Annotated in this window: 11 protein-coding genes; 1 reads left to right on the top strand and 10 read right to left on the bottom strand. The window is 73.2% G+C overall.

The window, feature by feature from the left end:
- From TsocGM_RS24865 to TsocGM_RS24840, 6 genes are all read right to left on the bottom strand, one after another.
- Positions 1-298: hypothetical protein (locus tag TsocGM_RS24865; RefSeq protein ID WP_199756904.1), on the bottom strand; the 298-nt coding region annotated here is incomplete at its 3' end.
- Between the two features lie 223 nt (positions 299-521).
- The gene (locus tag TsocGM_RS24860) at positions 522-791 is read right to left on the bottom strand and encodes a flagellar biosynthetic protein FliQ (RefSeq protein WP_126728164.1); all 270 of its coding nucleotides are present in this window, start codon (positions 789-791) and stop codon (positions 522-524) included.
- A gap of 43 nt (positions 792-834) precedes the next feature.
- Entirely contained in the window at positions 835-1,800 is a 966-nt protein-coding gene (locus TsocGM_RS24855) for a flagellar type III secretion system pore protein FliP (protein WP_233579183.1), read from the bottom strand.
- Positions 1,797-2,111, bottom strand: a complete 315-nt coding sequence (locus TsocGM_RS24850) for a flagellar biosynthetic protein FliO (RefSeq protein WP_126728163.1) — start codon at positions 2,109-2,111, stop codon at positions 1,797-1,799. Before TsocGM_RS24850 ends, TsocGM_RS24855 begins: the two co-directional genes overlap by 4 nt.
- Before the next feature lie 85 nt (positions 2,112-2,196).
- A complete protein-coding gene (locus TsocGM_RS24845; RefSeq protein WP_126728162.1) occupies positions 2,197-2,784 on the bottom strand; it encodes a FliG C-terminal domain-containing protein in 588 nt (195 codons plus the stop codon).
- Positions 2,781-4,352, bottom strand: a complete 1,572-nt coding sequence (locus TsocGM_RS24840) for a hypothetical protein (RefSeq protein WP_158633757.1) — start codon at positions 4,350-4,352, stop codon at positions 2,781-2,783. Before TsocGM_RS24840 ends, TsocGM_RS24845 begins: the two co-directional genes overlap by 4 nt.
- Between TsocGM_RS24840 and TsocGM_RS28055 the strand changes: the two genes are divergently transcribed.
- Positions 4,313-5,443: a pentapeptide repeat-containing protein gene (locus tag TsocGM_RS28055; protein ID WP_391733070.1), complete on the top strand. Its 1,131-nt coding sequence runs from the start codon at positions 4,313-4,315 to the stop codon at positions 5,441-5,443. The genes TsocGM_RS24840 and TsocGM_RS28055 overlap by 40 nt on opposite strands.
- Before the next feature lie 479 nt (positions 5,444-5,922).
- Here TsocGM_RS28055 and TsocGM_RS24830 read toward each other — a convergent pair whose 3' ends face one another.
- The 4 genes from TsocGM_RS24830 to TsocGM_RS24815 all read right to left on the bottom strand — a co-directional run bounded on the left by TsocGM_RS24830 (position 5,923) and on the right by TsocGM_RS24815 (position 11,789).
- Positions 5,923-7,668, bottom strand: a complete 1,746-nt coding sequence (locus tag TsocGM_RS24830) for an amino acid adenylation domain-containing protein (RefSeq protein WP_233579181.1) — start codon at positions 7,666-7,668, stop codon at positions 5,923-5,925.
- Positions 7,669-7,957: 289 nt separating this feature from the next.
- Positions 7,958-9,199, bottom strand: coding sequence for an SGNH/GDSL hydrolase family protein (locus tag TsocGM_RS24825; RefSeq protein WP_126728160.1), 1,242 nt, complete (start codon positions 9,197-9,199; stop codon positions 7,958-7,960).
- Entirely contained in the window at positions 9,196-10,323 is a 1,128-nt protein-coding gene (locus TsocGM_RS24820; protein ID WP_126728159.1) for an SGNH/GDSL hydrolase family protein, read from the bottom strand. The genes TsocGM_RS24825 and TsocGM_RS24820 overlap by 4 nt, the downstream gene beginning before the upstream one ends.
- A 50-nt stretch (positions 10,324-10,373) precedes the next feature.
- Positions 10,374-11,789: a hypothetical protein gene (locus tag TsocGM_RS24815; RefSeq protein WP_126728158.1), complete on the bottom strand. Its 1,416-nt coding sequence runs from the start codon at positions 11,787-11,789 to the stop codon at positions 10,374-10,376.
- Positions 11,790-12,365 lie beyond the last annotated feature (576 nt).

The following is a 12,365-nucleotide window of genomic DNA, read 5'->3' as shown; positions in this document are numbered from 1 at the left end:
CCCCCGCCAGCCGAGCCGCCGCCGCGATCAGCCCCGCCGCCATCCCCAGGGCCGCCCCCGAGAGCGCCTCGACCACCACCCTCCCCCCCAGCTCGAGCGCGTCGGCCGGCACATCGAGCCCGTCCGCCACCACCGGGGCCACCGCCACCGCGATCAGCCCCGCCGCCGCCATCCTCCCCCTCATCCCCGCCCCCGCCCCCACCAGCCAGGCCAGCGCCCACACCAGCCCCCCCGCCCTCGCCAGGATGATCGCGAAGGCCGCCGGCCCGCCGAGAAGTTCGCCGAAGGGTTCGGGCATGGTGCGTCGTTCCCGTCGGGATCACTGACGTCAAACAAGAACATGATGACAAAAAAACAACCGACGGCCGCTGGCGGGTCTCGGGATTCTGGAAGGGCCGATGAGTCGAAGATCGGGGGGGCCGGCAGCGCGTCTCCCCCTGGTTTTCCGATCGGCCCCGCCGCCGGAGTCGATCGCCTCCGCCCCCCGGATCAGGCTTCCACGATCAGCGATTCTCCCTCCCTCACCCGATCAGCTCCGGGAACCCTCCCAGCATCCCCGAGGCGAACTCCAACCACCTGGAGAGCAACCAGGGGAGCAGCAGCACCGACACCACCGCCACGGCGCCCAGCCGGGCGACGAGCCCCACGGTCGGCTCGTTCATCTGGGTCATGGCCTGCCCCAGCGCCGCGAGCACACCGACCACCAGCGCCGCCCCCATCGGCCCGGCCGCCAGCAGCAGGGCCACTCGGGCGGCTTCCCGGGCCGCTCCCACAAGCACCGCGTCGTCCATCGACCGCCTCCTGCGGGATCGAAGTTCGAGATCGGACGATCGATCAGCCGGCCCCGGGGGAGCCGAGGGCGAAAGTCCGCAGCAGGGCGTCGGCCACCAGCCACCAGCCGTCGGCCAGCACGAACACGGCCAGCTTCAGCGGCATCGCCACCTGGGTCGGCGGCAGCATGATCAGCCCCGTGGCCGCCAGCACGGCCGACACGACCAGGTCGATCACCAGGAACGGCAGGTAGATCAGGAAGCCGATCCACAGCGCCGTGGTCAGCTCGCTGATCAGGAACGCCGGCGCCACCGCCCGCATCGGGAGCGAGCCGGGGGCGGTCCCCTCGGCCAATCCCGGCGTCTCCTCCCCGTCCGCCGGCCGGATCCGGGCCTCGAGCGCCTCGAGGTAGTGGCGGTGTCCGGTGCGCTCGATCTGATCGACCATGAATGCCTTGATCGGACCCGACCCGATCCGCCACGCCTCCTCCGCCGGCAACTCGCCGTCGGCATAGGGCCGAATCGCGTCTCGGTAGACGGACTCCGCGGCCGGCGCCATCACCAGGGCCGTCAGCAGCAGCGACAGCACCGTGACCACCTGGTTCCCCGGCACCTGAGGGCTGCCGATCGCCTGGCGGAGCAGCAGCAGCACGACGTTGATCCTCACGAACGCGGTCGCCATGAGCACCGCCACCGGCGCCAGCGACACCGCCGCGAACAGCCCCACCGTCCGGGCGGCCCGCTCCAGCTCCTCCCGAGCGGTGGGAGTCGGGCCGACGCCCTCGTCGGGGATCGGCCGGGTCGACGCGGGAGAGACCGCCTCGTCGATCGTCCCCACCTCGAACAGCGACGGGTCCAGGCCCATCAGCGACGGTCCCTCCCGCGCCCCTCCCGAGATCGCCCCGAGAGCGGGCCCGTCCCCCGCCGCCCAGAGGCGGCCGGCCCCGAGCCCGAGCCCCCCCGGCGCGACCGCGACCCCGAGGGCGATCGCGACGAGCCGGACGGCATAGACGCATCCTGATCGCTTCACGCGATTCCTCCCGGCGGCTTCCCCGCCGCGTCCCCGCCCCCGGGCGGGAACCCGGCCGGCTCTCCCGCAGCATCCAGCTCTCCCAGCAGGGTCGGCGGCCCCTGGGGGCCGATCCCGAGGATCAGCGTCCGGTCGCCGGCCCGGAGCAGGTAGACCGCGTGCTTGCCGGTCAGTTGCGCCCGACCGACGACCCGCAGCATCCCGCCTCCCGATCCCGGCCTCAGCCGGCCCGCCGCCAGCACCGCGACCCCCAGCGCCGCCAGCACCGCCGTCGCCACCAGGCTGATCGTCCCGTCCAGGCCGCTCGCCATCCCCCGGCCTCCCTGCCGATCCCCTCGGTCCCCGACACCGCTCTCCCCGCTGTCCCGCCGCGGCCCTCCCCCTCGACGAGCCGGCTCAGACCAGAATCGCCTCCCTCCCCGCCGGCTCGGGGAGGGTGATCAGGCCTCGGTCATGCAGGCGGCGGAGGTGCTCGGCCAGCTCGGCCTGGGCGGACTCGGCGTCGTCGAGGCGGAAGGGGCCGAGCCCCTCCATCGCGGCGCGGAGCGCGGCGGCCGACTCGCCGGGCAGGGCGCCGAGCACCGCCTCCCGAATCGGCCGGGCGGCCCCGGCCAGGGCCAGGGCCCAGAGCGGAGCATCCTCGTCGTGGTAGGCGGCGCGGAGGTCTCGGGCGTCAAGCTTGTCCAGGTCGTCGAAGGAGAACCAGAGCCGACGGATGCCCAGGTCGAAGAACTCATTGAGCACCCGGCGCTGCTCGGCCGGATCGATCCGCTCCAGGCGGGCGATCTCCAGCGTCACCGCCTCCACCGCTCCTCGGTCGAGCTCGGCCAGGAGCTTCGAGGCCAGCGGCTGCTCCAGGCTGACGACGAGGATCGCCGCCTTCCGGATCGGCGCGATCGCGGCCGAGACGGGGGCGGGCCCCGGCCCGGGACCGGGGGTGGGGGAGACGGTTTCGGCGGGATCGCGACGCAATTCCTTGCTCATGCGTCCACTCCCTGATCGACCCAACGGCGCAGCACGGCGGCCGCGGCCGACGGGTCGCGGCGGACGAGTTCCCGGACGCGGTCGGCCGGCCCGGGCGTGTCGTCGTCCCGGAGCGAGGGCATCAGGTGAGGGCGAGGGGCCCCCGGCTCGGCCGGCGCCCGGGGAGCGGGGCGGAACCCCGGCAGCCACCCGCCGGCCGCGGCCAGCAGCGCCAGCGCCGCCCCTCCGCCGACAACCGCCGCCGGCGCCCACCACGGCCCGGCCCAGCCCCGACGACCGGCCGGCCCCCGCTCTTCCGCCAGTCCCGCCTCGTCGTTCGACAGCGGGAGCATCAGCACCTGGAGCCGGCCCAGGGATTCCTCGGGAATCACGTGGGCGACGATCGAGCGAACATATTCCTCGGTGAACGCGACGAACCGGTCGAGGATCTCCCTCCCCGGCTCCTCTCCGTCGGCGAAGGCCTCGTGCCGAGCCAGGTAGTACGACGCGGGAACCTCCACCAGCACGTTCGCCCGCCCGGGAATCGCGTCTTCCCCCGATCCCGGTCCCGGCCCCGAACTGGAGCCGGCCCCTGGCTCGACGGTCCCGGCTCCCCGGGCGGCGGCCGGGGGACGATCCAGCGACATCGGCCCGTTCGGCACCACCGCGACGACCCCCTGGGAGACGGCGGCCGAGCCGGCCTCCGGGGCCTCGGCCCCCCGATCGCCGATCGGGGGCCCCTCCAGCCGGACCTCCACCCGGGCGCCGTCGACGACCCGGGAGAGCTCCTCCGCGATGGCCGCCTCCCAGGCCCGGGCGCGGGCCTCGGCCCGCATGCTGAGGGCGTGGCCTCGGTCGCCGGCCCGGAGCAGCGCATCTCCCTGGGCATCGATGATGGTGACGGCCTCGGGGTCGAGTTGCGTGAAGGTTGTCACCACGTTGAGCACGCGCTCGACCGTCATCGGCGAGATGGTCCGGCCCGGCTCGGCCCGCAGGCGGACCCCCGCGCCGGCCACCTCCGGCTTGGCGAAGGCGAAGGCCGGGCGCCCGGGCTTCGGTTTGAGCACGACCACCGCCGAGCCGATCCCCGGCACGCCGTCGAGCGCTCGCTCCACCTTCCTCGCCTCGGCCCGGAGGAAGACATCGGCCCGGCTGGCCGAGTCGTCCAGCAGCGACGGCCGATCCGGGTCGTCCAGCTCCTGGATCAGCGGCTTCCGCCCCAGCCCTTGCTGCTCCAGCACCTTCTGCGCCTCGGCCAGCCGGGCCGGCTCGACGCCGATCCGGCCCCAGTCGTCGGCCCTTGCGGCGATCCCCTTGATCGCCAGCGCCGAGGCCATGGCCTCGACCTCGTCGGGGGCGAATTGCCTCCCGCCGTCGAGCCACTCGACCCGATCCGACTGCGGCGAGAAGACGGCCACTGAGCCTGCGGCGGCCAGGCTCGCCGCCACCGCCAGCGCCGCCACGCGCCACGGGGCGGCCCGACGGCCCCGGATCCACCGGCCGACCGGGCCAAGCCGATCGATCAGCCGACCGCCCCCGATCGCCGAGGGTGGCCTGGATCCGCCGGATTCGAGCTGGTCGCTCCGCATGCTCGCCCTGCCCCCTCGAGCGATCGCCCGGGACGGCCGCGGCCCGCGACCCGATCCACCGGCACCCCCCGGCGACGGCCGATCGCCGGGGCCTCCCGCCCCAGTCCGACCGGGCCGAGGGCCCTGCTCCCGAGCAGGCGGGTTATCCGCCAATCTCCCGATTCTGTCAACCGCGGCCGGCCCCCCCCAGGTCGATCGCATTGCTCCCAGCGGCGGGGGCCTCCCCCTCCAGCGAGCCGGGCGAGCCTGGAGCCGCTCCCCGAACCGAGCCGAGCCGAGGGGCGCAAACGCGGGCGGGGCGGGCCGCCTCTCGGCGGACCGCCCCGTGTGGTGGGGGATCAGGGGGTGTGCATCATGCCCGACCGTCCTGGGACCTGGCAAGAGCCGAGAGCCCGGGCCGGCCGCCCGCCAATCGGAGGCTGCTCAGCTCAGCGGGTGGTGCCGAACAGCGAGGAGCCGAGCCGCCCGTAGGCGCTGGGGACGACCGGGGCCTCGGGGGCCTCGTCGGTCTCGACGGCCGGGGCCGGCTCCATGGTGCCGGGGGCGGTCATCTGGCCGGCGCCGTAGACCTGGCCGGTGGGATAGGCCGGAGCGGCCTGGGGGCTGGCGTACTGCTCGGTCGCGTAGACCTCGCCGTAGCCGCACTCATCGTGCTTGTGGCAGGCGCCCAGCAGGCCGCCGCCGCAGCGCTTCTTCTTCAGCACCCACTCGTACTCGTAGCACTTGGGGGCGCACTCGATCTTCGGCAGGCAGATCTTCGGCATGCAGATCTTGGGCATGTGCAGCTTCGGCAGGCAGATCTCCGGCAGCTTGAAGCCGCAGTGCTTCGGGGGGCAGGGCTCGGCGTACTCGACGTAGCCCTGGGGAGCGGCCATCACGCCCTGGGGGCTGGGGGCCAGGCCCTGAGGGGCCGGCAAGGCACCGCCGTGGCCGCCGGCGAGGGCGACGCCGCTCGACATGGCGAGGGCGAACGCCAGGGAGACGCTCATCGTCAGGCGCTTCGACATGGGAGGTCGTACTCCTCTGTATTGCGGTCCGATCGGGAGCCGGCCCGTTCGGTCGGCCGACCGGTCCCGTCGCGATTCGAGTGACTGGCGCCCCACCCCGGCGGACGTTCCCGGCGTCCGGGGCCTTCCGGCCCGACCGATCGGAGGGCACCCCTCTGGATCTTGATGCTCCCGAGTCCTCGCCGCGGCGTGACCTTGGCGAGCCACCTGATGTATCGTCATCCCCCGACGCCCCCTTGAACGTCTTGCTCCTTTTCCTGTAAGGATTTACGACGACACAATCTATCGATCGTCGCGATCCCGGAAGGCCGTCCGCCTGGGCAAACCGTGACGTCGACACGACCCCGGCGACCGCCACAATCGGCCCCTCCCGGTCTTCCCCATCGGCGGATCCCGATCCCTCGGCTCCCCGTGCCGCCCGGGGCTCCCGTCGCCGCTCCCTGTCGCGATCGATCGCGACCGCGAGCGCTCCTCCTCCGTCCCCGCGCTCGGGCGCCGGCCGCGGGCTCCCGGCCCGGAGGGGAGAGGGCGGGGGAGGCGGGAGCGGGACTCCCAAGCGGGGATCAGGCCGCCTCGGAACCGGCTCCGGCTCCGGTTCCGGTTCCGGGGGTCTCGCCCTCGGCGATCTCCTGGAGGCGGCGGTAATCGAGCTTGTCCGTCGAGGTGCTCGGCAAGGAGGGCAGGAACCGGATGGCGTCGGGCACCATGGAGACGGGCAAGGTGCTGGCGCAGTGCCGCTTCAGGGCGATGATCGAGCCCTTGCGGCCGGCCTCCATCGCCACGAAGGCGGTGATCCGCACCCCCTCCTCCGTCGACGTCGCCACCACGGCGGCCCTCCCGACCCCCTCGGCCCGAGCCAGCGCCGCCTCGATCTCTCCCAGCTCGATCCGGTACCCCCGGCGCTTCACCATGCGGTCTCGGCGCCCGTGATAGGAGAAGCAGCCGCCGCCGAGGTCCGACACGAGGTCGCCCGTCCGGTACCAGAGGGTGCCGTCCGGAGCCTCGATGAACGCCGCTTCGGTCAGGTCGTCCCTGCCGAAGTAGCCGCGCATGACCCGGGGGCCGGCGATGAGCAGCTCGCCCCGGTCCCCCTCCGGCACGTCGTCCCCCTGCTCGTCCACGACCCTCGCCCGCAGCGGAGAGCAGACGTAGCCAATCGGGAACGGCTCGTCTCGGTCCGGATCAATCGTCTCCGGAATCCGGTACGCGGTGCAGACGTTCGTCTCGGTCGGGCCGTACAGGTTCCAGAACGTCGCATGGGGCCAGATCGATCGCAGCCGGCGCAGCGGCCGGATCGGGAAGACCTCTCCGGCGAAGAGCACCAGCCTCGGCGGGGAGAGCCCCTCGCGGTCGAGCCGGCCGTGATCGGCCAGCAGGGCGAGGATCGAGGGGGCCGAGTACCAGACGTCGATCCGACGGCCGGCCAGGAAGTCTCCCAGCCGGATCGGGTCCTTCCCCAGCGCCTCGCCGATGAGCACCAGCGTGCCCCCCGACCGGCAAGAGGCGTAGAGGTCGAAGACCGACAGGTCGAAGTGGAAGGGAGCGTGCGAGGCGAACCTCCGGCCCGGCTCGGCGCCGAAGGCCGAGACGCACCAGTCCAGGAAGCAGAGCGCGTTGCGGTGCGTCAGGGTCACGCCCTTGGGCGTCCCGGTCGAGCCCGACGTGTAGAGGATGTACGCCACGTCGTCGTCTCGTCGGGGGCTCGGGTCCGGCGTCGGCGCCCCGTCGGCCATCACCTCGTCCCAGGAGGCCCCCGAGCCGTCGTCTCCCTCCCCCACGACGATCAGCCTCGGCAAGGGGCCCGGGCCCGGCCACGCTCCGACCAGGGCCGGCACCAGGCCCGCCTCCACGACGACCGCCTTGACGAAGGCGTCCGCCAGGATCGCCGCCCCTCGGGCCGGCGGAGCGGTCGGGTCGACCGGCACGTAGGCCGCCCCCGACCGGAGGATGCCGTGGATCGCCGCCACCGCCTCCGGAGACTTCGGCAGCAACAGCCCGACCCGGTCCCCCCGGCCGATGCCGTACCTGGCGAGCCTCGCGTCGAGCCGGTCGGCCGCCTGGTCCAGCTCCGCGTAGGAGAGCGTCCGGCCGTCTTCCCCCTCGACCGCCGTGCGGTTGGGCCACTTCATCACCGCTCGTTCGAGCAGTTGCGCCAGGTGGATCACCTCCCTCGGCGTCGTCGGGCTCGGCCGAGGCGCCGGCGGCCCCGAGTCGGCCCTGCGGTCCGGCCTCAGGCGATCGAGGTCGGCCCCGGCCGGGAAGGATCGTTCGGAGGCAATGCGAGGCGGCTGGGTCGTTCTGGGTTGCATGATCGTCAATCCGTTGACGGGCAGCGATGGGAGTAGAACGCGACGGGAATTGTCTTGGGCTCGGGCGCCAAGCGAAGTGGTTCCGAGCGGGGTGGTTCCTCGCCGGAGGCCGGTGGTCCTGGCCCCGGATTCCGGAGCGTCGATTGCGAAGGTTCTCGTCACCAGTCCAGGATCGGGGATCCTCGGCCCGGAATCCCGAGGGTTGGCGCTGTCGTCAGTCCTCCAGGCTCCGCCCAATCGGCTGTTCTCGGTCCTCCAGGCTCCGCCCAATCGGCAGACCGCCTGCCGATCACCCCCTGGTCCGGCCGACCTCCGCCCCTGGAGGCCGCACCCGGCCGCCCCCCTCGGCGCCGAAGAGCATCCGGGAGAGCTCGTCGTCGGCGATCAGCGCCCGGGCCAGGGCGTAGAAGATCAGCCGATGCCCCTCGGCGTTGGGGTGGTCGTCCCAGGGGGCCAGGGCGAGGGCGTTGGCGTCGTCCTCGTCGAAGGCGGCGGTCAGGTCGAGCAGCGGGATCCCGTGCCGCCGGGCGATCTCGGCGTGCCGGGCCACCCCCTCGTCCCGGGTGCCGGGGGCGTCCGAGAGCCCGGCCCTCGGGATGACGAGGTAAACCAGCGGCACCCCGGCCGACCGGCACTCGTCCGCCAGCTCGCCGACGGCGCCGTCGCAGAGGACCCACAGGAACGGCGAGAGCTTCGCCTTCAGCCGAGCCCGGCGCCGGAGGTGCCCCTCGGGGTCGAGCTCCGTCTCCAAGTCGGTCAGCTTCGCCGCGGCGATCACCGAGCGGACGAAGTCGTACGACGGGTCGGCCCGATACCGGATCAGGTCGCAGAGGTGGATCTCCGAGAGCCGCGCATCGAGCATCGTCCCCGAGTAGAGCACCAGGTCCGGATCGAACCCGGCGGCGAGCGTGCGGAAGCGCTCCAGCCGCTGGGCCGGGCCATAGGCGGCCATGGCGAAGTTGATCACCTCGAAGCGGCGGTCGAGGCCGATCTTCTCGGCCCTGGCGTTGAGCCAGTCCTCCAGCCAGTTCTCGTAGGTGGCGTCCACGTCCACTCCCCAGCCCATGTCGATCGACGAACCGAGCAGGACGATCCGGAACGTCCCCTCCGGCTTGCTCGGGGCATACCCCTCGCGGTCTCTCAGGCCGAGGGAGTTGGTGGTGAAGACGTGGTCGAGCACCGGCTGCTGGACGTTGGGGAAGAGCTGGAATTGTAGGAACGAGTCGGGCAGGTAGTGGGTCGCCCCCATGTCGTGGAAGCTGATCCAGCGGTCAGGGGCGCCAAGCAGCCGGAGGGCCACCTCGTCGGAGGCGCGGTCCTCGGGGTCGCCGCGGTTGATGAGCCCCTCGTAATAGCCGCCGGCGTTGGCCTCGCGGTCGGCCCGGTTGGGCTCGGCGGAGCGGAGCGCCTGCATCGCGGTCCTTGCCCGGCCGGCGGGCCAGTCCACCAGCCCGGCGGCGAGCATCGCCCCCGAGGCGAGCAGGGCCGGCAGCAGCGAGACTCGGGCTCGGGTCGACGCGTTCCGGTTCATCGGCGACTGGCTCCCCCGGCCGCCCCCGGCCGGCTGGCGACGCTCGGTTCGGTCCAGGGCACGCCCGGCCGATCGGCCAGCGCGGCCTCCAGCCGACGGGCGAGGATCGCGTGCCCGTCAGCGTTCGGGTGGTAGTCGTTCGGCCCGACGGCAAGCCCCGCCTCGTCGAGTCCGTCGAAGGCGTCGGACAGGTCAATCACCGGGTCGAACCCCGCCCCGGCCGCCAGCGAGACGAGCCGGGAACGCTCCGACGGCCCCAGCTCCCGGCCCACCCTCGGCAGCAGCACCCAGCCGATCGGCACCCCCCGGGCCCTCGCATCCGAGACGAGCGTCCGATACACGCCGTCCAGAAGGTCCAGGCGCCTCGGCTTCAGCCCGTCCCGGATCCGATCCGGCCCGTCCCCGGGCCTCAGCCCGGCCGATTCGATCGCGCCCTGGTACATCGGCGAATCCCAGCCGATCCCCTCCGGCAGCAGCGCTCGGAGCCGACGCTCATCCCAGCCCACGTCCGCCGCCGTCGCCTGCACCAGCACCAGGTCCGGCCCCAGCGACCACCCCAGCCGCTCCAGGTGCTCCCGGCGCTGGCCCGGCGCGTAGCCGGGAACACAAAGGTTGAGGATCTCCACCCTCGGCCCTCCGGCCGAGACGGATCTCGCGTCCAGCGCCCGCTCCAGCCTGGGCTCGAATCCCTCGCCGTCGTTCACCCCCCAGCCCACGCCGATCGAGTCGCCGATCAGAGCGATCCGGTACGTCCCGTCCGGCCGCTCCGCCGAGCAATCGCGGTCCCGCAGGCCCAGCGCGTTGGTCGACCATCGGGCGCCCTGGAACGTCGTGCGGACGCCGGGCAGGAGGACGCACTCGCGCAGGTCCCCCACCCCCAGCGCCAGCGGGCCGTCCTTGAACGGCGGCGGGGGAGGAGGAACCGCCTCCTGGTCGAGCCGGCGGCCGGCGTCGAGCAGCTGTTCATAGTAGCCGACCTCCATCCGATCCAGGTCGGCTCGGCTGGGGCCCTCGCGCCACAGGGCGTCGGCCGCCCGGGGGCGCACCGCCTGCGGGGCCAGCCCCCAGGCGAGCAGGGCGGCGGACAGGGCGAGCTGCGGCGTGAGAGTTCGCGGTGCGGTCATGGTGCCGTCGGGCTCGGCGGTCGGGGGAAAAATCGGAGAGGGGGGCGGGGTCACGGCGACCCCAGCCCCCGGCGGAGCATCGCCAGCCAGGAGTCGAGGCTTGGACTGGTCCAGAGCGACCAGAGCAGCGTGATCGTCGCGAACGTGCCCAGGACCTTCGCCGCCCGCACCACCCCGGCCCGGACGGCTCCCGAAGTCGTCGGCGCCGAGGCCGTCCTCGGCCGTCGGCCTCGGGACCGCCGAGCGTCGCGCTGGACGTTGACCAGCACGAGCGCCCCGAGCACTCCCCAGAACAGCGCGTCGGGCACGCTGAAGTGCCACTCCCCGCTCAGCCAGAACGACTGGTAGGCGTGCAGGAACCAGGTGGCGACGAACACCACCGCCGTCGCCGCCGCCAGCGCCTGCCACTGCGGCCGTCGCTTCAGCCGAAAGGCGACCGGGTTGAAGAAGACGCGGACCATAAAATCCTTCCAGTAGATGTTGATCCGCCGCCAGTAGTCGGTGAAGCCCGTCGCCAGCAGATAGTGGTGGTGCGTCTCAGGCAGCTTGAAGCCGAACAGGTGAAGCATCCCGCACGCGACGTGGAACTGTCCCGACACGTGCAGATACAGCAAATAATTGCAGACCAGGAACCGCGCCAGGCCCGCCGGGCCGGCCACCTGCTCCGGCGAAATCAGCAGCTCGTGGTACACCAGGCGGTAGAGCAGCAGGTGGATGAACCCCCGGAGCATCATCCGCAGGCCGTCCCGCTGCACGGCGTGCACCTCGGCCGAGAAGTAGCCGCGCTGCATCGTCCGGTAGTCGACGACCGGGAAGTGCAGGAAGCAGTAGTTCGGCAGCAGGAAGAAGTAGCTGAGCACGTCGGCCGCCGGCTCGGGCCGCTCGGCATGCTTCAACTCATACAGGAAGATGATGAGCCGAAACATGAACATAGTGCCCAGGATGGGCAGGACCGGCGACGGCAGACCGGACAGCTCGACCGCCCCGGCCCGCACCAGGCCCAGCGCCGCCCCCACGCCGAGCACGCCCAGCACCCGGACCCGCCACGGCAGCGGCGCCACGCTCAGGCCGATCAGCCCCAGGGCCGCCGGCAGCACGATCCCCGCCGTCCGGCCGCCGAAGACCAGCGCCAGCCCGGCCACCGAGGCGGCCACGAAGAACGGCTTCTTCCAGCGGAAGGGCAGCAGATAGTGCACCGGCAGCGCCGCCGCGGCGAGGCCCAGCAGCAGGCGGAACCCGCGGCCTTCGAGGTTGTACACCTCGGCCACGGCCACCAGCAGGCCCATCAGCAGCAAAACCGGCGTGAAGCGCCGGAGGCTGCGGCGGCACGTCTCCGGCTCGCCAGGATAAAGACCGGTCGGCCGGGGAGCGGGCGCGATCGCCGGCGCCGGCTCGGCCCGCTGGCGGACGTACCGGCGGTGGGGCGCGCGGGGCGGCGCGACGATCCTGGTCATGGCGAGCCGCATGGGGAGCTCCCCTTCCGTGGCGATGCGGTGCGGGCGAGTCTCGGCCCGGGGACGCCTCGGGGACCGGGGCGAAGGGAGACGCTCGGGGCCGTCGTGATCGGTCGCCCGGGGCCCGGGCCGCCCGGCGGCCTCCCTCCCCGATCGCATCGGGGGGGCGGGGGGACCGAGCCGTCCCTAGCCCGTGTCCGTCCCCCCGCGGCCGCGTCCCTGCACGATGCCGGCGCCTCCTCGGGCCGCCGATCGCTCGGCGGCCCCGGGCGCCGTCAGCCCGGCCGGTGGCGCCCGAGTCCGCTCGGGCTGGCCTCGCCGATGGGCCGATTGGGCCAGGGATATACCCGAACCCCCGAGAGCCTGTCAACTCGGGTCAAGGCGTCCCAACCGCCGCCGCGCCGCCCCGGCTTTCCGCAATCCCTGCCCGTCGTTACGGGTGGGGAGCGGCAGTGACGGCCGGCACTGTCTCATCCGCCATCCTGTTGGGTTGACAGTTGTTGCGTCAATGCGGCGGGGTCGGCCTGCAGCAGCTCCCAGAAGTCGGCGGTCGGCAGCACCAGGCCCAGGACCTGGTAGGGGCAGCGG

Origin of the sequence: Tautonia sociabilis (assembly GCF_003977685.1) — a bacterium.
Taxonomy (GTDB): domain Bacteria; phylum Planctomycetota; class Planctomycetia; order Isosphaerales; family Isosphaeraceae; genus Tautonia; species Tautonia sociabilis.
This window is presented reverse-complemented; position numbering and strand designations above follow the sequence as displayed.

Bases quoted from the DNA above. Each gene is read 5' to 3' on its own strand.
- TsocGM_RS24860 (WP_126728164.1), bottom strand. From the start codon at position 791: ATGGACGACGCGGTGCTTGTGGGAGCGGCCCGGGAAGCCGCCCGAGTG.
- TsocGM_RS24850 (WP_126728163.1), bottom strand. From the start codon at position 2,111: ATGGCGAGCGGCCTGGACGGGACGATCAGCCTGGTGGCGACGGCGGTG.
- TsocGM_RS24845 (WP_126728162.1), bottom strand. From the start codon at position 2,784: ATGAGCAAGGAATTGCGTCGCGATCCCGCCGAAACCGTCTCCCCCACC.
- TsocGM_RS24840 (WP_158633757.1), bottom strand. From the start codon at position 4,352: ATGCGGAGCGACCAGCTCGAATCCGGCGGATCCAGGCCACCCTCGGCG.
- TsocGM_RS24830 (WP_233579181.1), bottom strand. From the start codon at position 7,668: ATGCAACCCAGAACGACCCAGCCGCCTCGCATTGCCTCCGAACGATCC.
- TsocGM_RS24825 (WP_126728160.1), bottom strand. From the start codon at position 9,199: ATGAACCGGAACGCGTCGACCCGAGCCCGAGTCTCGCTGCTGCCGGCC.
- TsocGM_RS24820 (WP_126728159.1), bottom strand. From the start codon at position 10,323: ATGACCGCACCGCGAACTCTCACGCCGCAGCTCGCCCTGTCCGCCGCC.
- TsocGM_RS24815 (WP_126728158.1), bottom strand. From the start codon at position 11,789: ATGCGGCTCGCCATGACCAGGATCGTCGCGCCGCCCCGCGCGCCCCAC.